Origin of the sequence: Acinetobacter tjernbergiae DSM 14971 = CIP 107465, from assembly GCF_000374425.1 — a bacterium.
Taxonomy (GTDB): Bacteria; Pseudomonadota; Gammaproteobacteria; order Pseudomonadales; family Moraxellaceae; genus Acinetobacter; species Acinetobacter tjernbergiae.
This window is the reverse complement of the sequence record NZ_KB894378.1, coordinates 1-18,456: the sequence shown is the minus strand read 5'-3', so window position 1 is coordinate 18,456 and position 18,456 is coordinate 1. Positions and strand designations below refer to the sequence as shown.

At 35.4% G+C, this 18,456-nt stretch carries 15 protein-coding genes; 6 read left to right on the top strand and 9 right to left on the bottom strand.

Going from position 1 to position 18,456, the window contains the following annotated elements:
- The first annotated feature begins 158 nt into the window (after positions 1-158).
- The gene (locus C502_RS0116230) at positions 159-1,454 is read left to right on the top strand and encodes a lytic murein transglycosylase (protein WP_018679841.1); all 1,296 of its coding nucleotides are present in this window, start codon (positions 159-161) and stop codon (positions 1,452-1,454) included.
- Between the two features lie 51 nt (positions 1,455-1,505).
- Here the strand turns inward: C502_RS0116230 and C502_RS0116225 are convergent, their stop codons facing one another.
- The 5 genes from C502_RS0116225 to C502_RS19595 form a co-directional block, all read right to left on the bottom strand.
- Complete coding sequence (locus tag C502_RS0116225; protein WP_154650428.1) at positions 1,506-1,889, bottom strand: hypothetical protein; 384 nt, start codon at positions 1,887-1,889, stop codon at positions 1,506-1,508.
- Between the two features lie 118 nt (positions 1,890-2,007).
- Positions 2,008-2,913 (bottom strand): matrixin family metalloprotease, encoded by a 906-nt coding sequence (locus C502_RS0116220; protein ID WP_026315828.1) that lies wholly within the window; start codon positions 2,911-2,913, stop codon positions 2,008-2,010.
- A 309-nt stretch (positions 2,914-3,222) separates the two neighbouring features.
- On the bottom strand, positions 3,223-4,182 hold the full coding sequence (locus tag C502_RS0116215) for a matrixin family metalloprotease (protein WP_018679838.1): 960 nt from the start codon (positions 4,180-4,182) through the stop codon (positions 3,223-3,225).
- A 382-nt stretch (positions 4,183-4,564) separates the two neighbouring features.
- The gene (locus tag C502_RS0116210) at positions 4,565-5,473 is read right to left on the bottom strand and encodes a matrixin family metalloprotease (RefSeq protein ID WP_018679837.1); all 909 of its coding nucleotides are present in this window, start codon (positions 5,471-5,473) and stop codon (positions 4,565-4,567) included.
- The gene (locus C502_RS19595) at positions 5,470-5,715 is read right to left on the bottom strand and encodes a hypothetical protein (RefSeq protein ID WP_081401108.1); all 246 of its coding nucleotides are present in this window, start codon (positions 5,713-5,715) and stop codon (positions 5,470-5,472) included. The genes C502_RS0116210 and C502_RS19595 overlap by 4 nt, the downstream gene beginning before the upstream one ends.
- Before the next feature lie 197 nt (positions 5,716-5,912).
- Between C502_RS19595 and C502_RS0116200 the strand changes: the two genes are divergently transcribed.
- Positions 5,913-6,797, top strand: coding sequence for an MBL fold metallo-hydrolase (locus C502_RS0116200; protein ID WP_018679835.1), 885 nt, complete (start codon positions 5,913-5,915; stop codon positions 6,795-6,797).
- 33 nt (positions 6,798-6,830) lie between these two features.
- Here C502_RS0116200 and C502_RS0116195 read toward each other — a convergent pair whose 3' ends face one another.
- The 4 genes from C502_RS0116195 to C502_RS0116180 form a co-directional block, all read right to left on the bottom strand.
- Entirely contained in the window at positions 6,831-10,106 is a 3,276-nt protein-coding gene (locus tag C502_RS0116195; protein ID WP_018679834.1) for a sacsin N-terminal ATP-binding-like domain-containing protein, read from the bottom strand.
- 108 nt (positions 10,107-10,214) lie between these two features.
- Positions 10,215-12,158 carry a molecular chaperone DnaK gene (gene dnaK, locus C502_RS0116190; protein ID WP_018679833.1) on the bottom strand — a complete coding sequence of 648 codons (1,944 nt, stop codon included), beginning with the start codon at positions 12,156-12,158 and terminating at the stop codon, positions 10,215-10,217.
- Between the two features lie 157 nt (positions 12,159-12,315).
- A complete protein-coding gene (gene grpE / locus C502_RS0116185; protein WP_018679832.1) occupies positions 12,316-12,861 on the bottom strand; it encodes a nucleotide exchange factor GrpE in 546 nt (181 codons plus the stop codon).
- A gap of 159 nt (positions 12,862-13,020) precedes the next feature.
- The gene (locus tag C502_RS0116180; protein ID WP_018679831.1) at positions 13,021-13,914 is read right to left on the bottom strand and encodes a LysR family transcriptional regulator; all 894 of its coding nucleotides are present in this window, start codon (positions 13,912-13,914) and stop codon (positions 13,021-13,023) included.
- A 107-nt stretch (positions 13,915-14,021) separates the two neighbouring features.
- Between C502_RS0116180 and C502_RS0116175 the strand changes: the two genes are divergently transcribed.
- The 4 genes from C502_RS0116175 (at position 14,022) to C502_RS0116160 (ending at position 17,922) form a co-directional block, all read left to right on the top strand.
- Positions 14,022-14,876, top strand: coding sequence for an MBL fold metallo-hydrolase (locus tag C502_RS0116175; RefSeq protein WP_018679830.1), 855 nt, complete (start codon positions 14,022-14,024; stop codon positions 14,874-14,876).
- A 379-nt stretch (positions 14,877-15,255) separates the two neighbouring features.
- Positions 15,256-15,486 carry a hypothetical protein gene (locus C502_RS0116170; protein ID WP_018679829.1) on the top strand — a complete coding sequence of 77 codons (231 nt, stop codon included), beginning with the start codon at positions 15,256-15,258 and terminating at the stop codon, positions 15,484-15,486.
- 674 nt (positions 15,487-16,160) lie between these two features.
- On the top strand, positions 16,161-17,231 hold the full coding sequence (locus C502_RS0116165) for an alpha/beta hydrolase (protein ID WP_018679828.1): 1,071 nt from the start codon (positions 16,161-16,163) through the stop codon (positions 17,229-17,231).
- Positions 17,232-17,367: 136 nt separating this feature from the next.
- A complete protein-coding gene (locus tag C502_RS0116160; RefSeq protein ID WP_018679827.1) occupies positions 17,368-17,922 on the top strand; it encodes a peptidylprolyl isomerase in 555 nt (184 codons plus the stop codon).
- The last annotated feature ends 534 nt before the right edge of the window (positions 17,923-18,456 follow it).

The following is an 18,456-nucleotide window of genomic DNA, read 5'->3' as shown; positions in this document are numbered from 1 at the left end:
CTTTTAAATTTAAAAATATGTGCTCACTTTGAATTTAAACATAACGTTTTAAATTTAAAAACAAGAAATGAATTCAAAGTTACGTTTCCAAACGATACATACTCAGGCAGCGTGTTAAGGTGATATGGAAATTTGAATTCAAATATTTTGGTTAAGTCATGAAACATTATTTTTCTTTTTTTCTAGGCACTGCCTTTTTTACGTTTTTCAGTCAGGCACATGCTGAACTTGTGATTAATGGTGCAGCATTTTCTCCTTCTGCAACGACTGTTCCAAGTCCGAGTGCATATACTTCAAATTCAGATTTTCAAGGTTGTTTAGCAAATTTACGCTCGCAAGCAATTGCTTCAGGTGTTTCAGCTTCGAGTTATGATCGCTATACCCAAAACCTAAACCCAGATTATTCAGTGATTGATAAATTAAATTATCAACCTGAGTTTTCAACTGCAATTTGGGATTATTTATCTGGTTTGGTTGATGATGAGCGTGTCCAAGCGGGCAAACAAAAACTTGCTCAACATCGTGCTGTCTTGAATCGAGTCGAGCAAGCTTATGGCGTACCTGCGGAAACTGTGGTGGCCGTTTGGGGGGTAGAAAGTAATTATGGAGATATTTCAGGTAAATATCCTTTATTACAAGCCTTAGGTACATTAAGTTGTGAGGGACGCCGTCAGAGTTATTTCCGTGGTGAGTTTTTTGCCGCGATGCGTATTTTACAGCGCGGTGATTTAACTCAAGATCAACTTTATGGTTCTTGGGCAGGTGCATTTGGGCATACCCAGTTTATGCCATCGACTTATGAACGTTTGGCGGTAGACTTTGATGGTGATGGTCGCCGTGATTTAGTTTCAAGTACAGCAGATGCTTTGGCTTCAACTGCAAACTTTTTAAAGCAAGCAGGTTGGCAAACAGGATTGCCATGGGGCTTTGAAGTCAAAATTCCACAAGGTGTGTCGATTGCGGGTGAAAGCCGTCGTAATAAAAAATCTCTAAATAGTTGGATTGAGCAAGGGGTGATACGTGCTGATGGTACAGCTTTAATTCAAGGTAATTTATCGGGTAGTACGCCAGCGGGGCTGATTTCACCAGCAGGAGCAAATGGCCCAGTATTTTTGGTCTTTAAAAATTTTGATGCAATTTATAGTTATAACGCCGCTGAAAGTTATGGTTTAGCCATTGCCCATTTATCCGATCGCTTGAAGGGCGGGGCATCATTTTTAACACCATGGCCAACCGATGATGCGGGCACTTCTCGTGCAGAGCGTCGTGAAATTCAGCAGTTTTTGGTTAAGCGTGGTTATGATATTGGTGCTGTAGATGGATTGATTGGGGATAAAAGTCGTCAAGCCATTCGTCAAGAGCAAAGTCGTTTAGGTTTGAATCCAACAGGTCGCGCTGGACAGCAGATTTTACGTGCATTTAGACAAGAGCAAGCAAAACAAATGATGCAATAAAAATCTATTGAAGCAAGTCAAAAGGTCTGCGTATGAGCAGACCTTTTTGATTTAGGGAGCAGCATCTAGCTTTATAGCTTCTAAAATATCAAAAATTACAGCAGTGACATCTTGGCTGAGATCACGGTCATTAAAAATCTCATAAGCAGTAATGGTGACATCGGTATCACTTGGTAATTGTTTTTGTTCTTCTTCAATCAAGTGTTCAATTGGCAAGAGCGTTTGTTTGATTTCGAGATGCAACACTTCATTATACGCAAGATTTTCATCTTCAAGCTCTAATTCATGCTCATTGAAATAGGGGATCAAAATTGAATGAAGATATGGGCTAAGGTCCTGAATATCCAAAATTTCAATATCACGAGTCTGTTCAATCGTACTGATGTGGTCACTCACTTCAATTAAGATATGATAATAGCTCATGCTGATCTCCATTAAGACTAAGATGATGTTTTGACACAACAATAGCATGAATAAATCAAAAGAATTGCTCATTCTTGTTATCTTTTAAAAACATCATCTTATACCGTTATTATATTCTCCTAATTGGCACTTAACGAGAAAAACCGAGTAGTTCTAGATCGACATCTGTGAGTTGAAAATTTTTGGCATCTTGTTCTTTAATTCGTGGATACATCAGAGATTTCGGATCTTTAGTATGCTTTAGACCTAATGCATGACCGAATTCATGCGCTAAGGTGAGACGTAAATCATCTAGTGATGAGAATTCATAAATAAAAATCTGTTTTCCATCAAATTGACCTTTATGTACAACCTGAGGTTTAAATGTCTGATTAAATGTTGCAACAGATTCATTTAACTGTTGGTGGAGCAGTTTGGATTTTTCCACTTCATTGTTCAGTTGTTGAACCAACAAATTATGCTGTTCAATCTGATTCTGTAAGTCAGCAGATTGTTGTTTTAACAGTTGTTGTTGCTGTTGAAGAGTCATGATTAGACTTTTGTGCAAGCGTGAATTTTCTAGTTTTTGCAACGTTTTCTGGTAATTCGCAGTATTACTTTGGTACTCAATTTTTTGAAATTCGAGTTGCGTTGCTGATTGTACTAAATTATCTTTTAGGTTTTGAAGTTGTTGATTTTGATTTAACCAAATTTGTTGTTTTTGTTCTAATAGATATAAATTTTCTGAGCGTTTCATACTTCGAACCTGACGTTGATCAAACACTAAATGAATGACTAGATCCGCTTTAGGATCGTAAACAAAATACTTTTGATCTGTATCTTTCTCCCAGATCGCAGCCGCTTGCTTACTGAGCTCAATCATTTGTTGTGTCGTTATATTTAAGCGAGGGTCTAGGCTTGCAATACGATAGTGTAGGGGATCAGTTGTACTGTATGTGATGTGGGTTTTGTCTGAAGTTGCTGAAATCTGAGCAAAGCTGGTTGTTGAAACCATCATGAAAAAGCATGTAGCTAAAACAAGAGAAACCGAGTGCATAACAAAAGATAAAGATTGAAAAAGGTCGCATTTTAATCAAATTTGTCTTTTAGTCAAACGGCTATAAATTGGGTTTTTTATACTTTTATTTCATGTTTTAAAAGAAATGACATCCAAACTTAATGAGATGAGTAAACTTTAAAAGCTTACTTTTTCTATGAAATTATATAGAAGAAGTAAGATTACAGTGGTTTAATTTTAATCAGTCGTTCAGAAAGTAAAATAAAATAAGATGAAATAGAACACATTATAATACGTTCTATTTCACACAAATAATTTTGATCGAGTGCAATTAAATATACCAAATGGTTAGTTTTTGTCAGAAATAGACGTATTTAAACTACTTAGAAGTTGAGTTGGAATGGCAGCTTGAACAAGATCTCGGTCTGCTTGGGTAAGTGTGAATCGCTGAATATTTTTCTGATGAATAATTGGATACATCAGTGATGTTGGATCATTGGTATGTTCTAGCCCTAGCGCATGTCCAAATTCATGTGCAAGTGTTAAACGTAGATCATTCTTAGATGAAAACTCGTAAACATAAATCTGTTTACCATTAAAATGTCCTTTATGAAACAAGCGTGGTTCAAAGGTCTGGTTAAATTGATTGGCTGAGGCAACCAATTGTTTATTAGTTTGGTTCAGTATTTTGATATCGTGATTCAGCTGTTGAGTTTTCTGGTTATGTTGTTGAACTTCTTGCTGCAACGTAGCAGATTGAAGCTGCAATACTTTTTGACGTTGGGTCAATTGGTCTGCTAACTCTTTAGAAGAAGAGCGCATTTGATTAAAATGTTGTACATCAATATTATACTGTTGAAATTGTGCTGCCAGTTGAGATTGTTTGCTGGCAATCAAAAGGGTAGTTTTTTGAACCTCATCTTTGAACTGTTGTAACTGTTTATTTTGTTGTTCCCATTGCCCTTGTTGTTGCTTGAGTTGATCTAGGTTTTGAACACGTTCAGTACTGCGTTGTTGGCGTTCATCAAAAACGAGATTAATCGCAAACTCTGCTTGAGGGTCATAAATAAAATGTTGTTGACCTGTTTCTTTTTCCCAAATCTGAGCTGCTTGTTGGGTTAACTCGAGTACTTGTTGTGTGCTTAAGTTAAATCGGGGGTCAATATCAGCGATACGATAATGTAGAGGAGCTTTCACCAGTTCATGTGTATGCGTGTCAGTATTTGTTGAGTTATTTTGCGCATAACTGAGGTTAGATATTCCTATACATATACATGCAGCAAAAAAAGCAAAATGATGGTAGCGCATGAGTAATCTCCCCCTGAATAAAGCTTATTTTTAAGCAATCTTTTGGGTTCGTCAAAACGCTACATATTTAATAAATATAAGTAAAAAGTGTGATTTTTTTCTAATAAATAAAAAAATGAATCGAATGATTTACAGAATGAAAAAGGGGCATATTTGTTTATTTTTTATTCTTAAACCAAAGAATATCAAAGTATTAAATTTAAAAAGATAAAAGCCGCTTAAAAGGAAGTGAGAAAACTATCCAATTGTTAACTTTTGTAAAGATTACGAAAAAATGGGAATTATTTTACTTTTTAGTGAAAAATTGTTTGTTTGTGACATTTAAAGTCCACTGGAATTTTAACCTTTTTCTGCTTTGATGAGATCATCAGCCTTGTTGAACTTATCTCGCTAACAACAAATTACGGTCTGCTTGAGTCAGACGGAAATGAGCCATGTCTTGATCCTGCATCATTGGATACATCAACGCCTGTGGGTCATTTGCATGTTGTAGACCCAAAGCATGGCCTAATTCATGTGCCAGCGTTAATTTTAGATCATCTTCAGATTCAAACTCATAAATTAATATCTGTTTACCATTGAATAAACCTTTATGGAATAAATGGGGTTGAAAGCGTTGTTTGTATTGTTTGACGGAGGAATCTAGTTGTTGATTAAGTGAATTAAGTTCATCAACTTGCTGGTTTAATTGATTGATTTTTTGATTATGTGTATTTATTTCTTGTTGAATTAATTCAATTTTTCGCTGTAGTTCCTGTTGTCGTTGTTGAGCGTATTCAGGATTTTCAAAAGCAGATTGATTTTGTTGAGTAGAGAGTTGTTCTTGATTGTATTGCTGAATTTGTTGATTCAACAGCTGTTGTTTGAAATCTAAAAACTGTTTATTTTGAACCACTTCTCGTTCAATTTGATCTAATTGTTCTTTTTTATCGAGCCAAACCTGCTGATTCGATTCGAGTTGATTTAAATGTTCTCGACGTTGTTCGCTTTCAAATTGGCGTTCGTCATAAATCAGGTGAATTGCAAGTTTGGCATTTGGATCATAGACAAAATAATCTTGCCCAGTACCATCTTTCCAAATTTGAGTTGCCTGCTGAGTTATTACTTTGACCTGTTCAATACTTAGTTTAAAACGAGAGTCGACTTCAGCAATTCGATAATGCAGTCGTGTATCTAGTGGGCTGCTCATACGGTCAGCCAATGAGTTAAATTTGAGTTGAGGGTGTTGGTGAGTTTGATAACCCGACCATAGGATGAAAACTGCGATAACAATAAAAATTATTTGTTTCATTTATTTTTTTCTTGAAATAAAGGCTGGTATAGGCTGGGTACAACCAAAATTCCTAAGATCAATGTAGATAGGATACAGGTAATGGCTAACTCCCAGTTTTGCGGATCTGTTGATAAAGCCTCATTTATCGAGATAGTCGTTTCATCATATGCCTCAAAGATTGTGCTAATAAAGATGCAGAATAGGGAAGAAATAAGCATTAATCTAAATTTGGTTTTGGTGATAATGGGGTCAGTTTTCATTTTTATAAATAGTGTGATGTTTTAATGCTTTAGATTATACATACAATATTTTAGCTGTATCAAATTGATATTACTTGATTGATTACAATTGAATGCGCTCGAATTTCGGCTATTACTTGTTATTCATGTCTACAGCTGCCATATTGACGGGACTTTGATCAAATACCAATCAATACATAAAATGCAAAGGAATATGCATGCTGAAATATTTACTGAAAGCACCTGATTCAACATGGGCTGCCACTTCTCCAGCTCAGGCAAAAGCTGAAAATTTAAAAATTAAATATTTGGGGACAGCGGGATTTATTCTTTCTGATCAGCATCGTACAGTTGTACTTGACCCTTTTATTAGCCGTCCTAATCTTTGGCAAACCTTTAGCCAACCGTTATTGAGCGATCCAGTATTAGTTCAACAATATATTCCATACGCTGATGATGTATTGATTGGGCATGCACATTATGACCATATTCTGGATGCACCAGAGCTTTGTAAACAAACAGGAGCAAGGTTAATTGGGTCTCAAGCGACTTTAATGTATGGACGATCAGCAGGTTTATCTGAGCAACAAATGCTTGAGACAACGGGGCGGGAAGCGATTCAATGTGGAAAATGGCAAGTGGTTGGTCTGCCATCCATTCATGGTAAAGCATTGTTTGGTCGTGTGCCTTTACCAGGGGATATGACCACACCACCACCGTTTCCACCGAAATTCCATCATCTACGACATGGGCAAGTTTTTAATTGGTGGATTAATACGGGGCAGCTTAGTGTTGTACACATTGATTCAGCCGATTTTATTGAACAAGAGTTGCAGGGTAGGCAGGCAGATATTGTCTGTCTTTGTGCGATTGGACGGAAATATCGTCCAAACTATGTCAAAGATGTGGTTCGACTACTGAAACCGAAATACATTATTCCATGTCATTGGGATAGCATGGTGACACCGATTGATGCAGTTCCTCAGTTGTTGCCTGGGGTGAATATTGCTGAGTTTTTAGAAGAAATTAAAGCTTGCGGCGTTATACCTTTGTTTATGCCAATTTTAAGCGAACTGTATTTTGATCAAAATACAGAACTTTAAAACATAAAAAACCGCGCCTGCGCGCGGTCTTTTTTAAAGAGACAAATTATTTTTTGTCATCTGTATAAAATTTTCTAGATCTATACCAGTTTTTTCCCATACACTTTCAGAAATAGCATATTTATATTTCCATTGTTCAAATGCTAATCCAATTTCTTGATTTTCCGAAATTTCTCGTTGTCTCTCAAATTCTTGTGCTTGAATTACACTATCTTTTAATTTCTCAGAAATATTTGTAACAAATTTCACTTTTGTTCGAAAATCATTTTCTGTTGGTATAACTGATGCCTTAGGAAAAATACAAAGTACATATTTCTTTGATGAAGATGAAGTAGCTTCCTCTGCTTGACGACGTGTCATTCTTACAATTTTTTTGTTATTTCCTCTATCAACAAGTGACTTAATCTCAACTAGACAATCAAAGTTACCTCTTCTGATTTTAAAATCTGAGCCATAGCCGTTATTAATTTTTTCTACACTAAAACCTTCTTTTTCAAATTCAATTTTAAATATGCGTTCAGCAAGATTACCTAATTCAGTAAGAAATCTATCTTCCATTTGCTTCTTATTTTTTTGTGCAACTAAATTTGTGATATTTTCAGCACCAACCAATTTTATAGTATCTTGAAATTTTTCTAATTGTTCTAAAGTAATATCACTTTCAACAATTTGTATCAAAGTAGATAATTTATCAGAGTGTTTTGATACTAGTGTTGCAATATTTTTTAAGTTCTCTCCTTTATCTACTGTACCGACAATAAGTGCATCTCTATTATTTAAGAAATTAGGAAAAAATTTCTTTTCCTTATCGTTTTTTACAGTTTCAGATTGCTCTAGCAAGAAAACAAGTTCTGAAAAACTTGATTCTTGTTTCTCCCCTTTATAATTTCTTAAATAACTATCTATCTCATCTGCAATATGCTTTAAACTTTGTGTGGTATTTTGATCAAATAAATTTTCATCTACCTTCTTGAGCCCTTTATGTAAAAGCCAATCATTCCAATCTTTATTAATGTGTGTGGTATTAGCAATTTCTTTTAAATCATCTGGAATATTATCATCTCTTTTTAATGCTTTACGTTTACAAAAACCATTATTTTGGTTTGGAATAAATGCAAATTTATTAAGAAGTTTCTCATGCTTACCATGCTCAAAATGAACTACAAATGATATGAAATCATCAAGCCATGCAATAACTTGCTTTTCATCTTTTCCATCAAAATTTTGTTCATGTAACTTTTCAATAGTCTGAAATTCTTGTAATTCCTCAGCAATTAATTTTAAAATATATTCATTAGCAAGAGTGAAATTAAAATCATCTAAATTAGGTAATATTTCTATTTCGTCCTTTACCTCTCCATTAAAAATGATATGAGAAAAACTTCTAAGTTGTTCTCTGTCATTTTTCTGTGCATCTGAACTAAAGGAAACTAATTTAAAAAATATTCGTTTTAATTTATGAGCTTGACCACTGCTTATAATCGTGTTGATCAACTTATCAAATTGATCAGAAATATGTTTAGTTGTTTTAGCTGGATATTCTTCAAAACCTTTTATGCTTTTATCTAAAAGTATATTTGTAAAAGACCAATAAAAACGATTATCACCTAGTTTAAATCCATCTAAAATTTCCTTTAATTGATTAGGAATATCTTTATCAAAATATATTTCTGATTTTTTTCTAAAATCACCATTTTGATTAGGTAAGATTCCATAATCCGAAAGTAGTTTCTCATTTTCACTAATAACAAACTCAATTACACTATTTAACCACGCTAAAGTTTTTTGTTTGTCTAAAGTAATTCCCTGCATTAGTTTGGAAAGACTTTCATAGTCTGCTATTTCTTTAACCAGTTTTTCGAGGTTATATCTTAAATCCGTATTCCAAGTGCTATCAATAATTTTGTGCCACTCATGGATATGCTCAAATTTAGGTAATTTATCCTGATGTAGAGTTTTAGCTAAGTGCCAAACTTTTTCAATTTTTTTATTTTCAGTTGCATAAGGAAATAAAGCATTCTCAAGTAAAATTCGGTTGGTTTCAGTTTGTACAATTTCTGATTTAAGCAAATGGGAGCGCAGAGGATTCTGAATTTTTGTTTTAAACCAATCTTTTGATAAGGCTTGTTCTATTTTGGGAAGACTCGTTTTTGCTAAATTGTAAAGATTATCCCATTTATTAGAAATAGCAAAATCTATGAAATCAGTAATTAAATCTAAACTAATTTCAAATATTTTTTTGTTAGTAAGACCATATTCAGTTTCTCCTAATAAAATACCATCTCTTGGTTCTGTTGGTTCAAATAACGGACAGCTAATTCTCATAGGAAAATTGAAATTTTCTGTTCCAATTAATGGGAAATCTATAAAAATATAAGGTGTATCTTCTTGTACAGAATTTAAACTATAAACATCATTATTATATTGTAAAGGTATCGTAATTCTTATCTCTGCTTCAGTATTTGTTTTTTTACATACTATAGGTTTAGTTAAAGATGCAAATATTAAATTTTCACTTTCATTTTCTACATTTTTAACTATATGAACTAAATTTATCTTTTCTGATAAAGGTTCTTGATCAACTCTTATAAATGAAGTTTTGATTCCATTATTGTTTATTTCGACTTTTTCAATTCCATCTACAAAAACTAAAGTATAAGGTAATGAATGAAATAAATCTGCAATACCTGTATTTAAAATTTCTTTTTTATTTTCATCCAGTGGATAAGAAAAAGTAGAATTATAATCAGAAAAATTTATTTCTTCTTTTGAATGAGAAGTAGCACTTTCTATATTTTTTTGTGCAATGGAAAAAGAGTCATCTATACTTTTAATAAGGTAATCTTTATCAAGATTTGTACGATCTATTGGAAATTCTATAAATTTCCTAAAACTATTATTTTTATAAAGAGCCTTGACATCTATTTTACTAGATAATAGGTGTGTTGTCATAAAACCTGTTCCAAATTTACCGATGATTACAGATTTATTCACAATTTCATCATTACCATTATTCTTAGCATCTTTTTTATTTACCTGTCTTATAATTCCTTCAACATTTTTGTGTGTAAAATACCCATAATTATGTGAAAATTGAAAAGTTGTTGGAGTGATTTCTATTTTGATGGATACTTTTTGATTGTAAAATTCACTGGCAACATTATCTTTTGCATTTTGAACAAGCTCCCAAATCCAACTTCTTTTATAGCGTTCTGGAAACTCTGTAACATTACGCATTTTTGCAATTATTTTATCTGCTGCTGTTTCATATAGTTCTAACATAGCATCTTGATTAAATTCTGTATTCATAATTTATTCTAATTCCTTTAATAATATTTATGGCTAAGCGGTGTAGCTGATAGGTCATTTTAAATGCAAAAAAACCGCGCCTGCGCGCGGTTTTTTTAAAGAGACAAATTATTTCTTGTCATCTTTTACTTCTGTGAACTCAGCATCTACAACGCCATCGTCCGCTTTTTGTTGTTGACCTGCATCACCACCTTGGAATGCATTTGGATCAAAACCTTCTGCGCCACCAGCACCTTGTGCTTGTTCATAAGCACGTTGCGTGATTGGCATCAAGATGTTTTGTAAAGCTTCAGTTTTCGCTTTGATCTCTTCAACATCATTTTCTTTGGTTGCTGCTTCAAGCTCAGAAACCGCAGTCGCGATCGCAGTTTTTTCATCTTCAGTGACTTTGTCACCAAGATCTTTCACTGCTTTGTTAGAGCTAGATACTAAAGCATCCGCTTCGTTACGCGCTTTCGCTAACTCTTCAAATTTACGGTCTTCTTCAGCATTCGCTTCAGCATCTTTGATCATTGCTTCGATTTCAGCATCAGACAAACCTGAGTTTGCTTTAATCTGGATTGATTGCTCTTTACCCGTGCTCTTATCTTTAGCCGATACTTTTAAGATACCGTCAGCGTTGATGTCGAACGATACTTCAATTTGCGGTACGCCACGTGGAGCAGGTGGAATATCGCCTAATTGGAAGTTACCCAACAATTTATTTTGCTGAGCCATTTTACGTTCACCTTGGTAAACTGAAATGTCGACAGCAGGTTGGTTGTCAGCAGCAGTAGAGAACACTTGAGATTTCTTCGCAGGAATCGTGGTGTTTTTCTCAATAATCGCTGTTAATACGCCACCCATGGTTTCGATACCAAGTGTAAGCGGAGTAACGTCAAGAAGAAGTACGTCAGTTTTGTCACCAGACAATACCGCACCTTGAATCGCAGCACCAATTGCAACTGCTTCATCAGGGTTTACATCTTTACGTGGCTCTTTACCAAAGAATTCTTGTACTTTTTGTTGTACAAGTGGCATACGAGATTGACCACCAACCAAGATCACGTCAGAGATGTCAGATGTCGAAAGACCCGCATCTTTAAGCGCAATACGGCAAGGCTCAATCGTACGAGCAACTAAATCAGCAACCAAACCTTCAAGTTTTGCACGTGTTACATTCAAAACTAAATGTTTAGGGCCTGTCGCATCCGCAGTGATGTATGGCAAGTTGATTTCAGTTGCATTTGATGAAGAAAGCTCGATTTTTGCTTTCTCAGCAGCTTCTTTCAAACGTTGTAACGCAAGTGGATCATTTTTCAAGTTTACACTTTGCTCTTTCTTGAATTCTTCAACTAAGAATTCAATGATCGCGTTATCAAAGTCTTCACCACCAAGGAAAGTATCACCGTTAGTCGATAACACTTCGATTTGTTGGTCGCCATCAAGGTCTGCGATTTCAATGATTGATACGTCAAATGTACCACCACCTAAGTCGTAAACCGCGATTTTGCGATCGCCTTCTTTTTTGTCCATACCGAACGCAAGTGCCGCAGCCGTTGGTTCGTTAATGATACGTTTAACATCAAGACCTGCAATTTTACCTGCATCTTTAGTCGCTTGACGTTGCGCATCGTTAAAGTAAGCAGGAACCGTAATCACGGCTTCAGTAACGGTTTCACCTAAGTAGTCTTCTGCAGTTTTCTTCATCTTTTTCAAGATTTCAGCAGAGATCTGTTGTGGTGCTAATTTTTTATCGTTTACTTCAACCCAAGCATCACCATTGTCTGCTTTGATGATTTTGTAAGGTACAAGACCGATATCTTTTTGTACCGCTTGATCTTCATAACGACGACCAATTAAACGTTTGATCGCGAACAATGTATTTTTTGGGTTAGTGACAGCCTGACGCTTCGCACTTTGACCAACTAGGATTTCACCATCTTTGTATGCAATGATTGATGGAGTTGTACGTGCGCCTTCTGCGTTTTCGATTACTTTTACTTTATCGCCTTCAAGTACAGCAACACATGAGTTGGTAGTACCTAAGTCAATACCAATAATTTTTGCCATTTGGGATGTTCCTCTAAAATTTTGTGAATCCCCTAATTTCCTCTTTGGTCAAGGAGACTTAAAAAGGGGATTTGCTTGTTATTCGATATGAGAGTGAATCGGTTTTTTTCAAGCATATTTATGAAAAAAAATCAAAAAACTCTCAAAAAACTAGATTTTATTGACCGACCAAAACCATTGCTGGGCGGAGTAGGCGACCATTTAAGGTATAGCCTTTCTGTAAAACAGTGCCAATTTGATTGGCAGTAGCATTTGGATCAATGCCCACCGCTTGGTGTAAATCGGCATTGAAACCATTTTGGGTATCTGCTTCAACCACGCCAAATTTCTCAAGTGCAGTTAACAGTGATTTCAACGTCAGTTTTACACCTTCAAGTACAGGTGTCTCTTCTTCACCCGCAGCTTGAATCGCACGTTCAAGGTTGTCGACAGAATCCAAAAGTTCTTTTGCAAATTTCTCTAGCACGGTTTCTTTGTGCTTTTCAGATTCACGTTGGATGCGTTCTACGCTTTTCTGTGCTTCATAAACTGCATTGGCTGTACGAGCTTTTTCTAATTTCAAACTTTCTTCAAGTTTGGTGATTTGCGCTTGTAAATCTTCAACGCTAAGCTCGTTTGCTTGCTCTACACTTTCAGCTTGAGTTTGTTCAGTCTGTTGCTCATTTTGAATGTCTTGAGCTTGCTCATTGTGCTCATTAGCCATTGATGATCTCCGTTGAAAAAAGTTCTTAAACATGTACAGTCCTTTTAGCGTGAATGCTCATAGGGTCAAACCCGAACTGCCACATCTTGGTCATTCATAGATAGGGATGAAATATGGGCAACGCGACAAAATTCAAGCATTCAGGCTGATTTAAATCTTTTAATTTTGCTGATTTAAGTGAAAACCTAAGTTTTCGATCACGAAAGCAATAAATTCTTGAGTCATTTTGGGTAAATGCTGCCTTGAAGCATAGACTAATGACAAGGTTAGATCAGGTGCAGAAAACGCTGAAAATACCTGTTGTAAACGCTGATGAGCAATATCCTTGCGCACCAGTAACGTTGGCAACATTGCAATACCCTCAGCTTTGAGACACATTTGGTAAAGCGCAATCACATCATTACTTTTAAAGCTAACATTTAAAGGGTAGTTCTGGGGTTGCTGATCTGTATCAAAGAAGGTCCAATATTGGTTATGTGTGTGATGTGCAATGCACTCATGTTGCAATAGTTGGCTTGGGTGTAACAGGGGAATGTGGTCTTGTAAATAATGTGGGTGCGCACAAAAGACCGATTCGATTTGGCAGACGGGGCGTGCAATTAAACCATCCGCGACTTTTTGGGTAATACGTAATGCTAGATCAACCTGAGCATCCATGAGATCGACGGTATTTTCAGTTAAATACACATCAAAATGAATCTGTGGGTAACGTTGCTTAAATTGTTTTATACATTCATTGACACCCAACTGAAATAAAAACAAGCCACAGGTAAAGCGAATCGTACCGCTGTGCTGTTCTGGCGCGGCTAAACCTTCTAATAGTTGTTGCTGTTGTAAAATATTTTCGCAATACAACAATGCTTTTTCGCCTGCTGGGGTCAGTGAAACTTTACGCGTATTGCGTTGAAACAGACGCGTCGAAAAGGTTTGCTCGAGATGTTCTAAGTAACGAGAGACCATGGCTTTCGAATAATCGAGATGTTCAGCGGCTTTGCTAAGATTGCCTTGTTGGGCAATACAAACAAAGACTTGGATGGCTTTTAAGGTATCCATATTTATTATCATTGTTGCAATATATGCAACATTTTATCTTAATTTAGTGTGTTTATTCAGCAATAATTGCAACGTAAAGTAGCTCTTATCAGATTGGAGACGATAAGATGAATATCAAACTTTATGCGATTGCCTTAACTACTTTAGCAGCAACATCAGTCGCTTCTGCACAAGATTTAAAAATCCAAAATTTTTTAGCAAAACCTGAACACTTTGGTGTGACTTCTACCTTAATTGAAGGGGATAAAGAAGTCTTATTAGTCAATGCCCAATTCTCTAAATCAGAAGCTTTGCGTATTGCCGCAGATATTTTAGATCGTGGGAAAACCTTGAAAACTATTTTTGTCAGCTATGGTGATCCTGACTTTTATTTTGGTTTGGATGTCTTTAAACAATATTTTCCAAATGTGCAAATCATTGCGACACCAGAGACGGTGAAACATATTCAAGATACGCAAGCGTTGAAAGTCGCGTATTGGGGACCGAAAATGGGCGCCAATGCACCGAGCAAGATTATTGTTCCGCAAGCATACACAGCTAAAACTCTAAAATTAGAAAATGAAAATATCGAAATCAAAGGTAAGAAAGAACTGACTTATTTATGGATTCCGAGTACCAAAGCGGTCGTTGGTGGTATTCCAGTTTCATCAGGTATACATTTATGGATGGCGGATACACCTACGACAAAAGATCGCAATGAAGTGATACAAGCATTAGAGAATATTAAAGCATTAAATCCTCAAGTTGTTGTGCCTGCACATATGCAAGAAGGGGCAGCAGAAGGATTGAATGCCGTTAATTTTTCAATTGACTATTTAAAGCAGTATGAAAAAGTTGCGAAGGCAACAAAAAGCTCAGCTGATTTAATCAAAATGATGCAAAAACAATATCCAGATTTAGCTGAATCTGGCAGTTTAGAGTTAGGCGCTAAAGTCGTTAAAGGTGAGATGCAATGGCCTTAAACCAAGCTAAATAAGTTGAAGAACCGTGATGAGAAATCACGGTTTTTTATGACTGCTACATTTATTTTTAATCAAAATTACGCAATTGTAATCTTTTAAGCAGATTGTACGGCGTTCCTATGAATTATAAAAAAATAAGATAAAGCTTTTTTATAAGAAAAATTAAAAATGAAATCACTTAAATGAGAACAGCTTAGCGATTTTTTTCTAGTTTAAAAATATGTGAAACATCAGTATTGTTGATTTAAGAAAAATTTCAAAACAATGCAGCTTATATAACAAACTGCAACTAATCCACATCACGTCCAAGAAAAAAATTGTGAATCATAGGCAACGCAAAGACAACTTTGCTTTTTGTCATAATGGAAGGAAATAAACAATGAAAAAGTTAGCATTGATCTCTATGGTTATCACTGGTGTTACATTGACAGCAGTGGGTTGCTCGGCCCAAGGTGGTTTAGATGCTTCGGGCTCTGCTCAAACAAGTGCAAGCCCAACAGGTGTACAAGGCGGCGTTGGTGTACAAGCAGGTTCATCAGTCGATGTTCAACCTGGCGGTGCTTCTGCTGATGCTTCAGGATCAGTTAACACAGATGCTTCTGCGCAATAATTTAAATTGGAATTTATAGGCGCTAGATTGTTATGCCGATGCTAATACATCAATCGATACATATACTGCTATATATGACGCGCTAATTACCATGTATACACATAAAGACTAGGATCAATTATTTGCTTCTAGTCTTTTAACTTTTATTCAGCTGATGATTCCTGAGAGTTGCTAGGAAAAATAACGCATATAAGCTGGGGGTATAAGTATAAGCAAAACTAGAAAGGTGATTGGGCCAACAACAAAAGATATTGAGTAATTTATAAAGCTCACACTTTTTGGGGTTTCATTACTATTTTTAGTTATAGCTAAATGATAAATATCGTGTTGGTTTATCTCCCTAGCATGTTATGTAGAGCGAGGCCGTGGTGCTAAGGAGTACTATTGGATAAGCTTAGATGTTCTTGGTTAATTGTAATTAGATGCGAATATTTTTTCTAAATATAGCCAAATGGAGACATATAAAGTCTTTTAGAGAGTATGTTCTATATTTATCAAAACGTCTCTATTGGCATAAAAAGCAAGTAGTGATTAGCAGAATGGTTAATGACTTTTTAAAGCAAGCCCTTTAGGTTACAGCATAATTTTGAATTCTTTATCTTGCTCTACGACTTTATAAAGGCATATAGTCGATTGGAACAAGAACTATGGACAGAGCGAAAAAGGGGAAGAACGTGTCGGCATTACCTCAAAAAATTCAGATAATTTTAGACAAGGGGCAGGGGCCTGCTGCACGAGCACTCGATAAGCTGCCCAAAATTATACAAGAATCCCTTGCTAAGCTTTTAGGCTATCCATATCAATATCCCGATCTAGATGCTTTTACTAAATGTCTAATGGCAGTTCAGATTAAACAAGGACGTGCTGGTTTTATTGGTGATGACCCAATTGAATCGAGACGCCAATTTGATGCACAGATGTTGGCAATTTTGCATAAGTCAACTTCACTTGAATTCGTTGAAGATATTCGGTTACCGCTTCAAAGTGGAACCGTTTTTGCAAGACACTATCATCCAACACCCAATAAAAAACTACCAATGATCGTGTTTTATCATGGCGGTGGTTTCGTCGTTGGTGGCTTGGATACACATGATGAGGCATGCCGTTTGATTGCCAAATATGCAAAAGTACAAGTGTTGAGTATTGATTATCCACTTGCGCCTGAAGCATCACCACAACTCCTAATTAAATCTTGTGAAGATGCTTTAGCATGGGTTTATCAAAATCGTCGTCAACTGAAGATCTATAAAAATCGTATCGCAGTTGCAGGGGATAGTGCCGGTGGAAATATTAGTACGGTGGTTGCACAACATGCCATTGGAAAATCATATGCGCCGCAAGCACAATTACTCTTTTATCCTGTAGTAGATTTTAAAAGTAGGCACCCTTCTTTCTATGCTTATGGTCAAGGTTTAGTTTTGACAAGTAATGATGTGGGTTACGTAACCAAATACTACTCAGAACAACACCAAGTTGCTTTAGATGATCCTTTAATTTCTCCAACTTTTGGCGGGCTTAAAAAGTTAGCGCCAGCTTTCGTGGTTACAGCGGGTCATGACTTGTTACATGATGAAGGAAAGATCTATAGTCATAAGTTAAGACAGAGTGGTGTTAAGGTTGATTATGTAGATTATCCAGATCAAACACATGGCTTTATTAATTTAACGCCTATTTCTAGCAAGGCTAAACGGAATACCATTGAGATTGCAAAGAACTTTAGAAAATTTTGGGATAAGCATCATTAATTTAATTAAACCTATGTTTCACGTGGAACATAGGTTTTTCATTTCAGATAACAAATAAGAAATAGCAAAAACCAATTTGTAAACTTAATATTATGACTTACAACTGACCACTCATCTAAATTAGAGAAAAGCAATCATGAAAAAGTTGTTGATTACAACGAGCCTATTACTAGCTAGCAGCCATTTATTTGCAAATACGATGGTTGATATGAAAACCAGTATGGGGAATATTGAGATAGAGCTTTATGATGATAAAGCCCCTATATCTGTAAAGAACTTTGAAAGCTATGTAAAAAGTAACTTCTATGCAGGTACGATCTTTCATCGTGTTATTCCAGGCTTTATGGTTCAAGGTGGTGGTTTAGATGTAAATATGATTGAGAAAACAACTAAAGCACCTATTAGTAATGAAGCAAATAATGGTTTGAAAAATACACGTGGTACTTTAGCAATGGCACGTACTAGTGATCCTAACTCTGCTACGAGTCAATTTTTTATTAACGTTGCTGACAACACTTTCCTAAATCGTTCACAAATGGATGCTGGTTATGCCGTATTTGGTAAAGTAACGAAGGGAATGGATATTATTGATAAAATTGTTAGTGTTCCTACAGGTAACTATGGAATGCATCAAAATGTCCCTAAGCAACCAATTAAAATTATGAGTGTTCAGATAAAGACTAAAAAATAAAAAGCAAAGCAGAAATATGAATAAAATATTTCTGCTTTAATTTATATGATCATCTAAAATTAGATGGAATTGTATCCATATTTTAAATTAAGTTATTAAATTACAGTTGCTTACATTATTAAAGCTGTCTATTAAGGTAATTAAATAAATTTAAACGATATAAATCAGTAATTTGAGTATATTGTGGTTTAAAAATAAAACAACCGATTCATTTAATTTTTAAAAGGTGTTGCGTTGGGAGTGAAATGCTGTAGAATGCACATCCATCGGCGGTGATGCAGATAAAAACTTGTTGAGAAACAAGGATTTGGCTTAAAGGTTGGATTCTTGGAAAGATTGGTAGGTTTTGAAAATATCTAAATTACCTGTTGACTTTAGTTGAAATTAGAGTAACATAGCCGACCTAGCTTGATGATGACGAATCATCGAGAAGATCATTAAGAGAATAGAAGAACAACTTGTGTGGATTTTTACTGATTGATCGATCGAAAATATTTCATTGATTGAATGGTAAAAATTTCTCGAAGTTTATTT